Raw genomic sequence first — 15,429 nt, 5'->3', positions numbered from 1 at the left:
GGCGAGGAACCGTCGCTACATACCATCCTCAAAACCTCGGAATGTCCGGGAACGCCACCTTGCCGCGATGGATATGCATGCGGCCCAATTCCGCGCAGCGGTGCAGTTGCGGGAACACCTTTCCGGGATTCAGCAAATGGTCGGGGTCGAATGCGCATTTGACGCGGATCTGTTGGTCGAGATCGGCCTTGTTGAACATTTCCGGCATCAGGTCGCGCTTCTCGACGCCCACGCCATGTTCGCCGGTGAGCACGCCGCCGACCTTCACGCACAGCCGCAATATGTCCGCCCCGAAGGCCTCGGCACGTTCGAGCTCGTCGGAGATGTTGGCGTCGTAGAGGATCAGCGGATGAAGGTTGCCGTCACCCGCATGGAAGACGTTGGCCACGCGCAGCCCGTATTTCTCGGACAGCTCGCGCATGCCGGCCAGCACCTTGGGCAGTTCCTTGCGCGGGATGGTGCCGTCCATGCACAGATAGTCGGGCGAGATACGTCCCACCGCCGGGAACGCCGCCTTGCGCCCGGCCCAGAACGCCATGCGCTCCTCCTCGGAAGTCGAGATGCGGCAGGTGGTGGAGCCGTTGCGGCCGGCGATCGCCTCGACCTCGGCGATCAGATGATCCACCTCGGCACCGGGGCCGTCGAGTTCGACGATCAGCAGCGCCTCGACATCGAGCGGATAGCCGACCTGGACGAAATCCTCGGCCGCGCGGATCGCGGGGCGATCCATCATCTCCATGCCGCCGGGTATGATGCCCGCGCCGATGATGTCGGCGACGCACTGGCCTGCCTCCTCGCTCGACGGAAATCCGAGCAGCACCGCGCGCGCCGTCTCCGGTTTCTTCAGGATGCGGACGGTCACCTCGGTCACGACGCCGAGCAGCCCTTCCGAACCGGTCATCAGGCCGAGCAGATCATAGCCTTCGGCGTCGAGATGCTTGCCGCCGAGCCGCATCACCTCGCCATTGATCAGCACCATCTCGATGCCCAGCACATTGTTGGCCGTGAGACCGTATTTCAGGCAGTGCACGCCGCCCGAATTCTCGGCGACATTGCCGCCGATGGAGCAGGCGATCTGCGAGGACGGATCGGGCGCATAATAGAACCCCTCCTCCTGCACGGCATTGGTGATGCCGAGATTGGTCACGCCGGGCTGCGCGACGACGGTGCGGTTGGCGAAGTCGATGTCGAGGATGCGGTTGAACCGGCTCATCACCAACAACACGGCGTCCTCCAGCGGCAGCGCGCCGCCCGAGAGCGACGTGCCGGAGCCGCGCGGCACGACCCGGATGTTGCGCTCCGAGCAATATTTGAGAATGCGCGAGACCTGCGCCGTCGTCTCCGGCAGCACGACGACCATGGGAAGCTGACGATAGGCCGTCAGCGCGTCGGTCTCGAAGGCGCGCATCGAGTGTTCGGCATCGACGACGCCCTCGCCCGGCACGATGATGCGCATGTCCGCGACGATCTCGTCGCGCTTGGCGAGCGTGGCCCGGTCGGGGGCCGGCATGGTCAGGCCGGACATGAACACCTCCGCATATCTGGTAAAAACTCTTTACCGCTTTGGTCGACGATGTGCAACACGCAGCGCGATTACGCGCGTCTTCACCGCGCCGAGCACCCATGTGGATAATAAAATTGACCGGCCAAGAGCGACAGGGTTATATCGGACGGCAGTTTTCGGACGATTGGCGTGAACGAGATCTTTTCCCGCATCGAGCATTCGCGAACGGCCGACGATGTCGTCGGCCAGGTCGAGATGCTCATTCTTGAAGGCGTGGTTCGCGTTGGCGACCGCCTGCCGGGCGAGCGTGAGCTTGCGCGCCAGTTCGACGTGTCGCGGCCGATCGTGCGCGATGCGTTGAAGGCGCTGGAGGCGCGCGGCCTCGTCGTGACGCGCCCCGGTGGCGGAACGCATGTCGCCGACGTCATCGGCGAGGTCTTCGCGCCCCCGGTGATGGATCTGATCGGCCAGAATCGCAAGGCCGCCGCCGACTATCTGGAATATCGCCGCGAGGTGGAGGGCATTGCCGCCGAACTCGCCGCGCGGCGCGCCACCGGCGACGACCGCGCGCTCCTGTCCGCCATCATGCGGCGCATGGAGGACGCGCACGCGCGCGGTGACTTCGAGGACGAGGTCGCGATCGACGTCGAGTTTCACAATGCGATCGGCGAATGCGCCCACAACATCGTTCTCCTGCACACGCTGCGCTCCTGCTATCGCCTGCTCGCCGACGGCGTGTTCCTCAGCCGCAGCCTGATCTATGCGGCACCCGCCGCGCAGGACGTGCTCCTGGCGCAGCATCGCGCGATCTACGACGCGGTCGTGGCCGGCGAACCCGTGCGTGCGCGGCAGGCGGCGCGCGATCACATCGACTATGTCGAGCGCGCCATGAACGAGGCCGAGCGCAGCGGCGAATGGCAGCGCGTGTCGCGCCTGCGGCTGCGCCAGCGTGGCGGCGCAACCGCTGCGTCGGCTTGAGGCGCGGGTCCGGATCGATGACCAACTCCGCTCCCCATATCAACGACACCCGGCCGCGCGTCGGACTCTTCGTCACCTGCCTGGTCGATCTCTTCCGGCCGAGCGTCGGCTTTGCCGCCGTCAAGCTGATCGAGGACGCAGGCTGCGTCGTGGAGGTTCCGGTCGCGCAATCCTGCTGCGGCCAGCCGGCCGAGCGCGCCGGCGACCTCGATGATCTGCGCGCGATCGCCGAAACGACCATCCGGGCCTTCGAGGAATTCGACTATGTCGTCGCCCCGTCCGGCACCTGCGCGTCGGTGCTGAAAACGCAGTATGCGCCACTCTTCTCCGGCAACTCCATGTGGGAAGCACGTGCGCAGGCCTTTTCGGCCAAGGTCCACGAACTGGTGAGTTTTCTGGTCGATGTCCTCGGCATCAGCGCCGTCGAGGCGAATGTCAGCGGCAGCGTCACCTATCATGATGGCTGCGCCGGCCTTACCCAGCTCGGCGTCCAGACCCAGCCGCGGCTGTTGCTGGCCAGCGTCAAAGGCCTTCGCCTGAAAGAGATGGCGCGGGCCGACGCCTGTTGCGGGCTCGCCGGCGTTTCGTGCGCGCAGGCCGCATCGCGCACGGCAGCCTCCGAAAAGACCGCGCAGATTCGCGAGGCAGGTGCGGGCACGCTCCTCTCCGGCGATCTCGGCTGCCTGATCTCGATCGCCGGCAGGCTTAAGCGCGAGGGTTCGGCCATCGAGGTGCGCCACGTCGCCGAAGTGCTGGCCGGCATGAACGATACGCCGCCGATCGGCGGACCATCCACGCGGCGCGACGCTAAGCGGGCCTGATGAAACACGAACGCCATTCACGACCGGGGGACCTATGAGCGCCAGCCTGACAATTGCCGATCTCAAGGAGCGCGCCCGCCGGCGTGTGCCGAAGATGTTCTTCGACTATGCCGATTCCGGCGCCTGGACCGAAAGCACCTACCGCGCCAACGAGGAAGACTTTTCCCGGATCAAGCTGCGCCAGCGGGTGCTGGTCGACATGACCAACCGCTCGCTCGAATCGACCATGATCGGCGAAAAGGTCTCGATGCCCGTCGCGCTCGCGCCAACGGGTCTCACGGGCATGCAGCATGCCGATGGCGAGATGCTGGCCGCACAGGCTGCCGAGGAATTCGGCGTGCCCTTCACGCTGTCCACCATGAGTATCTGCTCAATCGAGGACGTCGCCTCGGTGACGACGAAGCCGTTCTGGTTCCAGCTCTACGTCATGCGCGACCGCGACTTCGTGATGAACCTGATCGATCGCGCCAAGGCCGCCGGCTGCTCCGCGCTGGTGCTCACGCTCGACCTGCAGATCCTCGGCCAGCGCCACAAGGATCTGCGCAACGGCCTGTCGGCCCCGCCCAAATTCACGCCGAAGCACATCTGGCAGATGGCGACGCGGCCTGCCTGGTGCATGGGCATGCTGGGCACGCAGCGCCGCAGCTTCCGCAACATCGAAGGCCACGCCAAGGGCGTCACCGACCTCTCGTCACTCGGCGCATGGACAGCCGAGCAGTTCGACCCGCGCCTGTCGTGGAAGGACGTCGCCTGGATCAAGGAGCGCTGGGGCGGCAAGCTGATCCTGAAGGGTATTCTCGACGCCGAGGACGCGAAGATGGCCGCGCAGAGCGGCGCCGATGCGATCATCGTCTCCAACCATGGCGGCCGCCAGCTCGACGGCGCACCCTCCTCCATCTCGGTCCTTCCCGAGATCGTCGAGGCGGTCGGCGACACGATCGAGGTGCATCTCGACGGCGGCATCCGCTCGGGGCAGGACGTGCTCAAGGCGCTGTGCCTCGGCGCGAAGGGCACCTATATCGGGCGGCCGTTCCTCTACGGCCTGGGTGCCGGCGGCAAGCAAGGCGTCACACAGGCGCTGGAGATCGTCCGCCGCGAGCTCGACGTCACCATGGCGCTGTGCGGCAAGCGCACCGTCGCCGATGCCGGTCCCGATTTGATCTACACGCCACCCCAAGAGCGACAGGCCCGCATCTGATGGAAACGGGCGGCGGCGTCCACTACCTCGATGCCGCAGCCCCCGCCGGCATGCGCCTCTACGCGATCGGCGACGTGCATGGGCGGTTCGACTGCCTGTCGCGCATGCATGGCATGATCGCGGATGAGATCGCGCGCGACCGTCCCGCCGACTGGCGCATCATCCATCTCGGCGACTATGTCGATCGCGGGCCGCAATCCCGCGAGGTGCTGGATGTCCTGATGGAGGCAACCGCGCGCGACCCGCGCATCATTGCCCTTCTCGGCAACCACGACGAAGGCTTCCTCGATTTCCTCGCCGACCCGCATGACAAGGGTGATCTCTTCATCAACTATGGCGGCGCGGACACCGCCGCCTCCTATGACGTCACGCTGAACGCGCACAACCGGCGCGCGATCACCGACAGCCATGCCGCGCTCGTCGCGGCGGTGCCCGATTCGCACGTCGCATTCCTGCGCGACCTGCCACGCTCCGCGTCGTTCGGGGATTTCTTCTTCTGCCACGCCGGCGTGCGGCCGGGCACTGCGCTGGCCGCGCAGAATCCGCACGACCTGATCTGGATCAGGCGCGAGTTCCATATTCATCCGGGGCTGTTCGACAAGATCGTCGTCCACGGCCACACGCCGCATCACGAGCCGGAGGTCATGGCCAACCGCGTCAACGTGGACACGATGGCGTTCGAGACCGGCCGGCTGACTGCGTTGGTCGTGGATGGAGATCAGAAACGGTTCATCGAGGCCGCGGCTTAGAGCATCGGACCGAAAAGTGGAATCCGGTGTCGGGTTATTCCGATGCTCAAACAAAGAGATAGATCGCCAGTCGTGCGTCCGTCAGGACGCACCGTGATCTAGCGGCCGGACATCGAGACGCCGTAGCCGTCAATGACGATCATGTCGCCCGCGGCATCGGCAGTGTAGATTCCGGCGCCCCACATGACGATGCCGGAAAGCATGAAGAGCGATAGGATCGTGGCTTTCACAGGTGTCATCTCGGTTCCGTTTCCCACCACTTGTTGCATCCGACAGTTACCATCCGGTTTCGCTGCGAAGCCGTGGGGGTCCATTGTGTCGGAAACTCGTTCGGGAGACGATCGTTCCCCAAGCCAGTCCCAAAACACGCTGTCGATTGAGCTGTTTTGCGGCTCATGCCGCGTTTTCCGGAGCGGGCTGATAGGCCTGCGCCACGCCGAAAGCCAGAGGATTCACGGGTTCTCCACACGCATTCCGCGCCGCGTGGCAGAAATGCAACGGCGGCCGGGTTTCCCCCACACTTCGTCATCCTCGAGCGGAGCGTCGAGCGCAGCGAAAGGCGGAGACCCGAGTATCCATGCCTCGCCGCACCCGCCGCCGGATGGTCCAGAACTCGGCACTCACCGCACATCCGAAATTGACGAACCATCGGCACCACCCCGCCCGTCACCAACTGACGAGGCATGGATTCCCGGGTCTTCCTCCGCTTCGCTCCGGTCGCCCGAGAATGACGAAGTCGGTGGTTTGGTCGCCCAGGCAACCGACAGCGTCGTATCAGAACTCGAGAAAGCGTTCCCACTCCACTTCGTCATCCTCGGGCGCAGACCCAAGGATCCATGCCTCGCCGCCTCCGCTGCTGGGTGGTGCAGAACCGGGCACTCACCGCACATCCGAAATTGACGAACCATCGCAACCACCCCGCTCGTCACCAACCGGCGAGGCATGGATTCCCGGGTCTCCCTCCGCTGCGCTCCGGTCGCCCGAGAATGACGAAAGTGGGGTGGTTTCGGCTGTGCCAGGTTCGGAGGCGGTGACGGTTTTCGGTGAGCTACCCCCTCCTTCGCCATCTCGAGGCATCCCCCACCCACTTCGTCATCCTCGGGCGGAGCCTTGAGCGCAGCGAAAGGCGGAGACCCGAGTATCCATGCCTCGCGGGTCCCGCCGCAGGGTGGTGCAGAACTTGGCACTCCTGCGACCATCGTGACCACCCAGCCAGTCACCCACCGGCGAGGCATGGATTCTCGGGTCTCCCTCCGCTGCGCTCCGGTCGCCCGAGAATGACGAAAGTGAGGTGGACCGCAGGTGGAAAGATTTCCGCATCGCCGAAACCGTTTCCCAAGCCCGATCAGCCACTTGCGAAAACCATCGCCGCAACCCCACCCCATTTTATCCACCTCCCCCAAACCCGCGCGATAATCCCGCCGCCCTGACCAAAGGGGCGCGGAGGATGCGATGGACTGGAAGGCCGCGATCGAGACGAACCGCCAGGCGCTGAAGCGCGTGCTGGTAACCCTTGTGGCGATGGCCGGCATCGTCGGCGGCGCGGACCGCACCATGCCGCGCGTTCTCCACCGGACCGTGCTCCGGCTGCTGCGTCCCGCGGAGGCCGCCGCGCGGCGGCTGGTGATCGTTGCCGCACGCGGCCTTGTCGTCACGCTTACGCCGGCGCGCCTGCGCAGGCCGAAAGTCCCCGCCAATCCCCAAGCCTCCCCGCGCAAGGCCGGCCACGGCTTTCAACTCTTCGACCCGCTGCCGCGCGCGCGCCGCCCTCGACGATCGTCGCGAAGCGGCGTTCCGCGCATCTGTTTCCCCGGTTTGAGCGACCCGTTTCCGATCCGTCGCCCGTCCCCGCCGGGCGGCCCGGTTAACGCCGCCCGCCTCGAACTACGCCTCACCGCGCTCGCCTTCGCGCTGGACGACCTCCCGCGCCAGGCCCGGCGCTTCGCCCGCTGGCGTGCGGCCCGCGACGCCAGCGCGCAACGTATGGGCCGCGACGCCGCAAGCGCACAAAATATCGGACACGCAAGCGCGCGAAACAGCCGCCGCATTCGCCGCGTCTGGCCGTTGCGTCCCGGCCGCCCGCCAGGCTGGCAGAAGCGGCCAACCCACGACGTCCACGACATTCTCGAAACCGTGCACGGCCTCGCCATCTGGGCGATGGAGCCGCGCGACACCTCATGACCGCGCGGGAAGTCAGGACGGCAAACGGATTCCCGAAATGGCCAGACCGGAAACGGGGCGTGGCATCGAGGAAGTGCGCGCCCTTGCCGCTCAAGACCGTATCGGCTAGGAAACCGGCGCGTCCCGAGGGGCGCATTTTTTCATGAACGATGATCGGACAGGACCATGGCTGACAAGGCGGAGCGAATGAAAGCGCGGCTTCCACGCGGGTTCGTCGATCGCCATGCGGGCGACATCCGGGCCGTCAAGAAGATGACCGACGAGATCGCGCGCGTCTACGAGCTCTACGGCTTCGAGCCCGGCGAGCAGCCGATGGTGGAATACACCGACGCGCTGGGCAAGTTCCTGCCCGACCAGGACCGTCCGAACGAGGGCGTGTTCTCGTTCCAGGACGATGACGAGCAGTGGCTGTCGCTGCGCTACGACCTGACCGCACCGCTGGCGCGCTTCGTGGCGGAGAATTTCGAGGCCCTGCCGAAACCCTATCGCAGCTATCGCTCGGGCTGGGTGTTCCGCAACGAAAAGCCCGGCCCCGGCCGCTTCCGCCAGTTCATGCAGTTCGACGCCGACATCGTCGGCACGCCGGGCGTCGCCGCCGACGCCGAGATGGCGATGATGATGGCCGACACGCTCGAAGCCGTCGGCATCAAGCGCGGCGACTACGTGATCCGGGTGAACAACCGCAAGGTGCTCGACGGCGTGCTGGAGGCGATCGGCCTTGGCGGCGATGAGAATGCGGGACGCAGGCTCGGCGTGCTGCGCGCCATCGACAAGCTCGACAAGTTCGGACCGGACGGCGTGCGGCTTCTGCTCGGTAAGGGCCGTCTCGACGAGAGTGGCGATTTTACCAAGGGCGCCGGGCTGGACGAGGCGGGCATCGAGACCGTGCTTCGTTACATTGAAACAGGCGAAGTCGACGGCAACGAAGGTGTCGAGGAACTGGCGCAAATCCGCGCGCTTTGTGCTGCCGCCGGTTACGACGACGGTCGTATAAAGATCGACCCCTCCGTCGTCCGCGGCCTCGAATACTACACAGGCCCTGTCTACGAGGCCGAACTCTTGTTCGAAGTCCCCAACGATGACGGCCAGATCGTCCGCTTTGGTTCGGTCGCCGGCGGTGGTCGTTACGACGGTCTCGTCTCGCGCTTTCGCGGCGAGCCGGTTCCGGCGACCGGCTTTTCCATCGGCGTCTCGCGCCTCACGGCCGCTCTGAAAAACCTCGGCAAGCTCGACACCGATGACGTGATCGCGCCGGTCGTCGTGCTCGTCATGGACAAGGACACGGAAAGCCTCGGCCGCTACCAGCAGATGGTGGCGCAGCTTCGTGGCGCCGGCATCCGGGCCGAGATGTATCTCGGCGGCTCGGGCATGAAGGCGCAGATGAAATATGCCGACCGGCGCGGCGCCCCTTGCGTCGTCATCCAGGGCGGCGACGAGCGCGAAAAAGGCGAGGTCCAGATCAAGGATTTGATCGAGGGCTCGCGCCTGTCGGCCGAAATCACCGACAACGAAGCCTGGCGCGAGGGACGCCCCGCGCAGGTATCTGTGCCGGAAGGCGAGCTTGTCGCGGCGGTGCAGCGGATACTTGCGGCGCAGGCGGCGGAGCGCGCGCGGGGATGACCGCCCTGCCCGCTTTCGCAGCCGACATTCTCGCGCTCTTCGAGGAGCGCGGCGCGCCCTTGACGGAGATCGCGGTGTTGCAGCCGGCCGATCCGTTTCTCGACATGGCGGGCGAGGATCTGCGCCGCCGCATTTTCCTGACCGAGAGCGAGACCGGCGCGGCGCTGTGCCTGCGGCCTGAATTCACCATCCCCGTCTGCATCGACCACATCGCCAGCCAGGCCGGCACGCCGCGCCGCTACGCCTATCTCGGCGAGGTGTTCCGCCAGCGCCGCGATGGCGAGGCGGAGTTTTTCCAGGCCGGCATCGAGGATTTGGGCGAGACCGACATCGCACGCGCCGACGCACGCTCGATTGCCGACGCGCATGCGCTTCTGACACGAACACTGCCCCATGCGACGCTGACCGTGACGCTCGGCGATCAGCGCGTCTTCGAGGCGGTTCTTGCCGCACTCGGCCTGCCGCGCGGCTGGCAGAAGCGGCTGGCGCGCGCTTTCGGCTCGTCGGAGCAGCTTGCCGCCGCGCTCGACGATCTCGCCAACCCGGCGCAACGCGGCGCGGTCGCCGAACCCGTCGCGGCCTTCGTCGCGGACGGCGATCATGACGGGCTCGCCCGCCACGTGTCGGGCCTGATGGAGCGCTCGGGACTGTCGGCCACGGCCGGCCGCACCCCGCAGGAGATCGCGCGCCGCCTGATCGAAAAGGCTGAATTGCGCAGCGTCCGCCTGTCACGCGACGCCTTCGATGCGCTGAAGCGGTTCCTGTCGATCCGCGCGCCGCTCCAGCACTCCACCGAGGCGCTGCGCGGCTTTGCGTCCGAAGCGGGTATCTCGCTCGGCGCGGCGCTCGACCTGTTCGCCGCGCGCGCCGAGGCGATCGCCTCTCACGACCTGCCGGCCGAGACGGTCGCGTACGACGCCGCGTTTGGGCGCCCGCTCGATTACTATACCGGCCTCGTGTTCGAGATTTCGGGGGGCAGCTCGCAACGGCCGCTGGTCGGCGGCGGGCGCTATGATCGCCTGCTGACGCTGCTCGGCGCGAAGGACCCGATCCCCGGTGTCGGCTTCTCGGTCTGGCTCGACCGCATCGAGGCGGAAAGGGCATCGGCATGACGATCACGCTCGCTTTGCCCTCCAAGGGCCGCCTCAAGGACGAGGCGCTTGCCGCGCTGGCGACATCCGGCCTGAAAGTAGAGGCCCCCTCCGATGCACGGCGCTATCGCGCACGGGTCGAAGGACGAGACGACATCGAGGTCGCGTTCCTGTCGGCCTCCGAGATCGCGCGCGAACTCGGGCAGGGCTCGATCGATCTCGGCGTCACCGGTGAGGATCTTGTCCGCGAAACGATCCCCGAATGGGAAAAGCGCGTGGCGCTCGGTGCGCGGCTCGGTTTCGGCCGGGCAGACGTCGTCGTCGCCGTGCCGGACGCGTGGCTGGACGTCGATACGATGGGCGATCTCGACGACGTCGCCGCCGATTTCCGCCAGCGTCACGGCCGCCGCCTGCGCATCGCCACCAAATACTGGCGGCTGACGCAGCAGTTCTTCTCCGCCCAGCACGGCATCCAGGTCTACCGCATCGTCGAAAGCCTCGGCGCGACGGAGGGTGCGCCCGCAGCCGGTTCGGCCGACGTGATCGTGGACATCACGACCACCGGCTCGACGCTCAAGGCCAACCATCTGAAGGTTCTGGACGACGGCGTGATCCTCAAGTCGGAAGCGTGTCTCGTCTCGTCGCTGCGCCAGCGCACACCGGATGAGGCAGCCGCCTTGGAAGACGTGCTGGAGCGATTCAGCGCCCGCTGAGGGAAAGTTTGTCCACCCACGCAGGCGGCATGGCACAATGGCCGGATGATCGATCGCCCGCATTCCCCTCCTCTCAAGAAAAAAGGCCCGCGTCACCGCGAGCCTTCTTCATCAGCCTTGGGAGGAGGCTTTGATCAGCGTTTGTCGACCGACAGCGCACCGGCGCCGGCAACGGACAGGGCCAGGAAGCCGCCAGCGATGGCGAAGTTCTTGAAGAAGTTGTTGAACTCGTTGGCGTCGGCCCAGTTGGTGTGGCCGAGAAGTGCGGAACCGATAGCGAAGGCTGCGAGCGCGTAGGCGCCATAGCGGGTCTTGAAGCCGAGCAGGACCGACAGGCTGCCGAGAATCTTGACGGCAATCACGACCCAGGTGACGAGCAGCGGCGCTGGCAGGCCGATGGCCCCCATGTAGCCGGCAAAGCCGGAGGGTGCGAACAGCATCGGGATGCCGGACGTAAGGAACAGCGCGACCAGAAGGATACGCGCGACGAGAAGGGTAAGATCGTTTGACATTGGAATTGCCTCTCTGGAGTTGTGTTCGCTCACATAGAGGTTTTGTGCAACGCAGCAAGCCGCTGCGTTGCGAACTCAGTGTTCAGCATCGATGAACGGCGAATAAAATTCCGTTCACAACACCATTGTTAGATCAGCCAGGCCTGGTCATCGCCTCGGGCCGAACGATCGCATCGTACTCCGCTTCCGTCACAAGTCCCGTCGCCAGCGCCTCCTCGCGCAGCGTCGTGCCATTCTTGTGTGCCGTCTTGGCGATCTTGGCGGCGTTGTCGTAGCCGATCTTCGGTGCCAGCGCGGTGACGAGCATGAGCGATCGGTCGAGCGCCGCCTTGATGTTGTCTTCGCGCGGCTCGATTCCGACGACGCAATTGTCGGTGAAGGATATGGCAGCGTCGGCCATCAGCCGCACCGACTGGAGGAAATTGTAGGCCATCACCGGGTTGAAGACGTTGAGTTCGAAATGGCCCTGGCTGCCGGCGAAGGTCAGCGCGGCATTGTTGCCGAAGATTTGCACGCACACCTGCGTCAGCGCTTCGCACTGGGTCGGGTTGACCTTGCCCGGCATGATCGACGAGCCGGGCTCGTTCTCCGGCAGCGCCAGTTCGCCCAGCCCAGAGCGCGGGCCGGAGCCGAGGAAGCGGATGTCGTTGGCGATCTTGAACAGCGAGGCCGCGACCGTGTTGATCGCGCCGTGCGAGAACACCATCGCGTCGTGCGCGGCCAGTGCCTCGAACTTGTTGGGCGCCGAGGTAAAATCAAGCCCGGTGATCGCGGCGATCCTGTCCGCAACTCTTTCGGCGAAACCGATCGGCGCGTTCAGGCCCGTGCCGACCGCGGTGCCGCCCTGCGCGAGTTGCATCAGGCCAGGCAACGTCTGCTCGATGCGCGCGATGCCGTTTGCCACCTGCTGCGCGTAGCCGGAGAATTCCTGACCGAGGGTGAGAGGCGTCGCATCCTGCGTGTGTGTCCGGCCGATCTTGATGATGTGGTCCCAAGACTTCGCCTTGCCGTCGAGCGCGCCATGCAGCGTCTTCAGCGCCGGCAACAGGCGGTGGACGATCTCTTCCGAACACGCGATGTGCATCGCCGTCGGATAGGTGTCGTTGGACGACTGGCTCATATTGACGTGGTCGTTGGGATGAACAGGCTTCTTGGAGCCCATCTGCCCGCCCAGCATCTCGATCGCGCGGTTCGAGATCACCTCATTGGCATTCATGTTGGACTGCGTGCCCGAACCCGTCTGCCAGACGACGAGCGGAAAATGCGCGTCGAGCTTGCCATCGATAACCTCCTGCGCGGCCGCCACGATGGTCTTCGCAAGGTCCTGATCGAGGTGACCGAGCTCCGCATTGGCTTCGGCGGCAGCGCGCTTGACGATGCCGAGCGCGCGCACGATCGGCAGCGGCTGCTTCTCCCACCCGATCTTGAAGTTGCCAAGCGAGCGCTGCGCCTGCGCCCCCCAATAGCGGTCGGATGCGACCTCGATCGGTCCAAATGTGTCGGTCTCGGTACGGGTATCGGTCATCTCGGTCTCCAGAGTTGGTCCGTCGGCAGCTTGCATCCTCATATGGGGCTGGCGTTGACGATGCTGCAGGCTGTGGATCAGAATAAACCCGCAAGCCAGATCAGCGCTGCATAGCGCGCCGTCTTGGCGATAGCCACAACGATCACGAAAAGCGCGAACGGCGTGCGTAGCAGGCCGGCGACGATCGTGATCGGATCGCCGATCACCGGCACCCACGACAGAAACAGCGACGGCCATCCATAACGGCCGTACCAGCGTTCGGCGCGGGCCATCTGGGCGGGCGTTGCCGGAAACCAGCGCCGGTCTGCATAGAGATGAAGGAACCGCCCCATCGCCCAGTTGACGAGCGATCCGGCTATGTTCGCGACCGACGCCACGGTCAGCAGAAGCCATCCAGGCGCCACGCCGCCCGCCAGCATCGCCAGCAGCACGGCCTCCGACGTTCCGGGCAGGATCGTGGCTGACGTGAACGCAGAGAACGCAAGAGCGGCAAGGGCTGAGATGTTGTCGGGCACGGCGTGTTCGGCGTCGGGGAGCGAAATGGCGATGCGCCGAGATAGCAGAAAGGGCGGTCCAAGCCGCCCTTTCTGTCACTTCAGCCGATCGGTTGTCCGACCGTGCCTACTTCAATTTCTCGCGCACGTCGCCGACATTCTTCTGGACCTTGCCGGCGACCTTTTCGGCCTTGCCTTCGATTTCGGTCCGCTTCGATCCCGTGACCTTGCCGGCCGCTTCCTTGACAGCGCCCTTCGCCTGCTTGGCGACGCCTTTGACCTGATCCTTGTTCACCATCGTCGTGCTCCCTGGGGCGGCCGCATGATTGCGGCGCTGGTGACAACGGGCCGGCGCGCGAATGGTTGCCGCAGGAGCCGTTCACAAAGCGGACAGGTTGCCGGCGTTTGCATGACCACTCGCAATGGTTGATAGAAAGACGCGGACTGGAGAGGAGCGCAAAATGACGCCGAAATACCTGACAGCATGGACGATCCCGTGTGCGGCAGCCCTGCTTTTGGCGCTCTCGTCGCCAAGCCACGCTTGGCTTGCCGGCTTGTTTTCGGGTTCGGACGCCATCGATTGCACCCCGCGCGACCGCACATGCATCCTTGAAACAGCGCTGTCGATACAGATCGCGGACTATCAGAATCGGGAGCACAAACCAAACTTCGAGCCTCACGCGCAGGCAGCAGCGCTGCTCATGCAATTCATCCCGGACGGCGAGCGCGACGCCGTGCGCAAACGCTGGGAAGAGGCAGGCGCCGACGACGAATTCATCCGCTCGATGGACTATTCCCTGCGCATCGCCCTGCCTCCGGAAGGCGTCACGGTGGAGACGCTACGAACGGCGCTGTTGCAGCAGTCGGCGCCGGACGGCGAGGATTTCGCGGAGTTCATGCGCAAGGCATTCCCCGTCATTCTCAAAGACGATCCGCAAGCCGCCGTCGCGCTGTGGGAAGAGCATACCGAACTGCTCTGGAAGAATGCGTATCCGGCGTTCACCGACACCCTGCATTGGATTGCCCTGAACGAGGTCGATGCGTTCGAACGGATGGCGGAGAAGTATCTGATTCCAAAATCAGCCCTTTATGACGGCTGGGACAGGCTGAGCCGTGTCGCCGCCACGCACTGCAATGCGGGCGACAGCGAAAAGGGCGAGCGGATTCTGGCCGTACTGGATCAGGAAAGGGCGCTGTGGACGCCCGATCAGGAGTTGCAGGCCATCGAATGGTCGAAGATGACCTATGGCGTTCTGCATTGCCGCGGCGAAGCGGCAATGGCGATGATCGATCCGCTGTTCGCCCAGATGGAAACGGATATCGCCGCCGTCGAGGCCAAGTATACGGACGAGCGCGAGCGCGCTTTTGCTATTGGCGTGATCCGGAGCGAGGTCGCCGAGAACCTGATCCAGACGATCACGCTGCGGCTGAACGATGAAGGACGTGTCGATGAAGCGCGCGAACTCTATGCACGGTTGCCGAGCCAGGTGACGAGCGCGACCGCGGATTCGCTCGTCAACGACGGCATTCTCGGCATGGAGTTCGAGAACGACAGCTTCGACGACATGATCGAGTTCCAATCAAGTGCGACCTACTACAACGACGATCCCAACGTCGCGCTGAATTGGTATGTGGCAAGCTTCAAGCCCACGTTCGAAACCTGCTGCGTTGAAAAGCAGTACGTTCAAGAAGCGGCGGAGAAGGTCGGCGCGGCGTGGCCATCTGCGGTTGCCCGGCAAGCCGCTGCCAAGACCCTTGCCCTTATGGACCAGTTGCAGACGCAAGACCCGACTTCCAACGGGCCGGAAGACAAGACCCTGGCAACGCTGCGCTTCGCGGCCTTCGAGCGCCTGAGCGACGGTTGCGACCTGACGGACGAGCGGCTGACGGAACTCCTGTCCGAGATCGCCGCGTATGAAAGCGGCAGCAGCAAGGGCACGGCGCTGCGGGCCTATCTCGGCTTTCTCGACGCGCAACCCAGCACCGGGGATGCCGCGTGCACGATCACCTGAAACACCCGGACACGTCGCACCCATAAAGGAA

Annotated in this window: 15 protein-coding genes; 9 read left to right on the top strand and 6 right to left on the bottom strand. The window is 65.2% G+C overall.

The window, feature by feature from the left end; translation table 11 throughout:
- Positions 1-28: 28 nt before the first annotated feature.
- A complete protein-coding gene (locus AAFN55_RS06020) occupies positions 29-1,525 on the bottom strand; it encodes an FAD-linked oxidase C-terminal domain-containing protein (RefSeq protein WP_347797953.1) in 1,497 nt (498 codons plus the stop codon).
- Between the two features lie 168 nt (positions 1,526-1,693).
- On the opposite strand from AAFN55_RS06020, the gene AAFN55_RS06015 reads away from it, so the two are divergent.
- Genes AAFN55_RS06015 through AAFN55_RS06000 form a run of 4 tightly spaced genes read left to right on the top strand, consistent with a single transcriptional unit; the run spans position 1,694 to position 5,250 of the window.
- A complete protein-coding gene (locus AAFN55_RS06015) occupies positions 1,694-2,482 on the top strand; it encodes an FCD domain-containing protein (RefSeq protein ID WP_347797952.1) in 789 nt (262 codons plus the stop codon).
- A gap of 17 nt (positions 2,483-2,499) precedes the next feature.
- A complete protein-coding gene (locus AAFN55_RS06010) occupies positions 2,500-3,303 on the top strand; it encodes a (Fe-S)-binding protein (protein WP_347797951.1) in 804 nt (267 codons plus the stop codon).
- A 34-nt stretch (positions 3,304-3,337) separates the two neighbouring features.
- Positions 3,338-4,501: an alpha-hydroxy acid oxidase gene (locus AAFN55_RS06005; RefSeq protein ID WP_347797950.1), complete on the top strand. Its 1,164-nt coding sequence runs from the start codon at positions 3,338-3,340 to the stop codon at positions 4,499-4,501.
- Positions 4,501-5,250, top strand: a complete 750-nt coding sequence (locus AAFN55_RS06000; RefSeq protein WP_347797949.1) for a metallophosphoesterase — start codon at positions 4,501-4,503, stop codon at positions 5,248-5,250. The genes AAFN55_RS06005 and AAFN55_RS06000 overlap by 1 nt, the downstream gene beginning before the upstream one ends.
- A 98-nt stretch (positions 5,251-5,348) precedes the next feature.
- Here AAFN55_RS06000 and AAFN55_RS05995 read toward each other — a convergent pair whose 3' ends face one another.
- Entirely contained in the window at positions 5,349-5,489 is a 141-nt protein-coding gene (locus AAFN55_RS05995; protein ID WP_347797948.1) for a hypothetical protein, read from the bottom strand.
- Positions 5,490-6,702: 1,213 nt separating this feature from the next.
- Between AAFN55_RS05995 and AAFN55_RS05990 the strand changes: the two genes are divergently transcribed.
- The 4 genes from AAFN55_RS05990 to hisG all read left to right on the top strand — a co-directional run bounded on the left by AAFN55_RS05990 (position 6,703) and on the right by hisG (position 10,855).
- The gene (locus AAFN55_RS05990) at positions 6,703-7,431 is read left to right on the top strand and encodes a hypothetical protein (RefSeq protein ID WP_347797947.1); all 729 of its coding nucleotides are present in this window, start codon (positions 6,703-6,705) and stop codon (positions 7,429-7,431) included.
- Positions 7,432-7,596: 165 nt separating this feature from the next.
- Positions 7,597-9,051 carry a histidine--tRNA ligase gene (gene hisS / locus AAFN55_RS05985; RefSeq protein ID WP_347797946.1) on the top strand — a complete coding sequence of 485 codons (1,455 nt, stop codon included), beginning with the start codon at positions 7,597-7,599 and terminating at the stop codon, positions 9,049-9,051.
- Complete coding sequence (locus AAFN55_RS05980; protein WP_347797945.1) at positions 9,048-10,163, top strand: ATP phosphoribosyltransferase regulatory subunit; 1,116 nt, start codon at positions 9,048-9,050, stop codon at positions 10,161-10,163. Before hisS ends, AAFN55_RS05980 begins: the two co-directional genes overlap by 4 nt.
- Positions 10,160-10,855, top strand: coding sequence for an ATP phosphoribosyltransferase (gene hisG / locus AAFN55_RS05975; protein ID WP_347797944.1), 696 nt, complete (start codon positions 10,160-10,162; stop codon positions 10,853-10,855). Before AAFN55_RS05980 ends, hisG begins: the two co-directional genes overlap by 4 nt.
- A gap of 134 nt (positions 10,856-10,989) precedes the next feature.
- Here hisG and AAFN55_RS05970 read toward each other — a convergent pair whose 3' ends face one another.
- The 4 genes from AAFN55_RS05970 to AAFN55_RS05955 all read right to left on the bottom strand — a co-directional run bounded on the left by AAFN55_RS05970 (position 10,990) and on the right by AAFN55_RS05955 (position 13,684).
- Complete coding sequence (locus AAFN55_RS05970) at positions 10,990-11,367, bottom strand: DoxX family protein (RefSeq protein WP_347797943.1); 378 nt, start codon at positions 11,365-11,367, stop codon at positions 10,990-10,992.
- 133 nt (positions 11,368-11,500) lie between these two features.
- A complete protein-coding gene (fumC, locus tag AAFN55_RS05965) occupies positions 11,501-12,892 on the bottom strand; it encodes a class II fumarate hydratase (RefSeq protein ID WP_347797942.1) in 1,392 nt (463 codons plus the stop codon).
- Between the two features lie 77 nt (positions 12,893-12,969).
- Positions 12,970-13,407, bottom strand: a complete 438-nt coding sequence (locus AAFN55_RS05960) for a YqaA family protein (protein WP_347797941.1) — start codon at positions 13,405-13,407, stop codon at positions 12,970-12,972.
- Positions 13,408-13,513: 106 nt separating this feature from the next.
- Positions 13,514-13,684: a CsbD family protein gene (locus AAFN55_RS05955; protein ID WP_347797940.1), complete on the bottom strand. Its 171-nt coding sequence runs from the start codon at positions 13,682-13,684 to the stop codon at positions 13,514-13,516.
- 163 nt (positions 13,685-13,847) lie between these two features.
- Here AAFN55_RS05955 and AAFN55_RS05950 point away from each other — a divergent pair, with 163 nt between their 5' ends.
- Positions 13,848-15,398, top strand: coding sequence for a hypothetical protein (locus AAFN55_RS05950; RefSeq protein ID WP_347797939.1), 1,551 nt, complete (start codon positions 13,848-13,850; stop codon positions 15,396-15,398).
- Positions 15,399-15,429 lie beyond the last annotated feature (31 nt).

It is taken from the genome of Mesorhizobium sp. CAU 1732 (genome assembly GCF_039888675.1).
GTDB lineage: Bacteria > Pseudomonadota > Alphaproteobacteria > Rhizobiales > Rhizobiaceae > Aerobium.
Note: the sequence above shows the minus strand (reverse complement) of the source record. Positions and strands in the feature narration are given on the sequence as shown.

Bases quoted from the DNA above. Each gene is read 5' to 3' on its own strand.
- AAFN55_RS06020 (WP_347797953.1), bottom strand. From the start codon at position 1,525: ATGTCCGGCCTGACCATGCCGGCCCCCGACCGGGCCACGCTCGCCAAG.
- AAFN55_RS06010 (WP_347797951.1), top strand. From the start codon at position 2,500: ATGACCAACTCCGCTCCCCATATCAACGACACCCGGCCGCGCGTCGGA.
- AAFN55_RS06005 (WP_347797950.1), top strand. From the start codon at position 3,338: ATGAGCGCCAGCCTGACAATTGCCGATCTCAAGGAGCGCGCCCGCCGG.
- AAFN55_RS06000 (WP_347797949.1), top strand. From the start codon at position 4,501: ATGGAAACGGGCGGCGGCGTCCACTACCTCGATGCCGCAGCCCCCGCC.
- AAFN55_RS05995 (WP_347797948.1), bottom strand. From the start codon at position 5,489: ATGACACCTGTGAAAGCCACGATCCTATCGCTCTTCATGCTTTCCGGC.
- AAFN55_RS05990 (WP_347797947.1), top strand. From the start codon at position 6,703: ATGGACTGGAAGGCCGCGATCGAGACGAACCGCCAGGCGCTGAAGCGC.
- hisS (WP_347797946.1), top strand. From the start codon at position 7,597: ATGGCTGACAAGGCGGAGCGAATGAAAGCGCGGCTTCCACGCGGGTTC.
- AAFN55_RS05980 (WP_347797945.1), top strand. From the start codon at position 9,048: ATGACCGCCCTGCCCGCTTTCGCAGCCGACATTCTCGCGCTCTTCGAG.
- hisG (WP_347797944.1), top strand. From the start codon at position 10,160: ATGACGATCACGCTCGCTTTGCCCTCCAAGGGCCGCCTCAAGGACGAG.
- AAFN55_RS05970 (WP_347797943.1), bottom strand. From the start codon at position 11,367: ATGTCAAACGATCTTACCCTTCTCGTCGCGCGTATCCTTCTGGTCGCG.
- fumC (WP_347797942.1), bottom strand. From the start codon at position 12,892: ATGACCGATACCCGTACCGAGACCGACACATTTGGACCGATCGAGGTC.
- AAFN55_RS05955 (WP_347797940.1), bottom strand. From the start codon at position 13,684: ATGGTGAACAAGGATCAGGTCAAAGGCGTCGCCAAGCAGGCGAAGGGC.
- AAFN55_RS05950 (WP_347797939.1), top strand. From the start codon at position 13,848: ATGACGCCGAAATACCTGACAGCATGGACGATCCCGTGTGCGGCAGCC.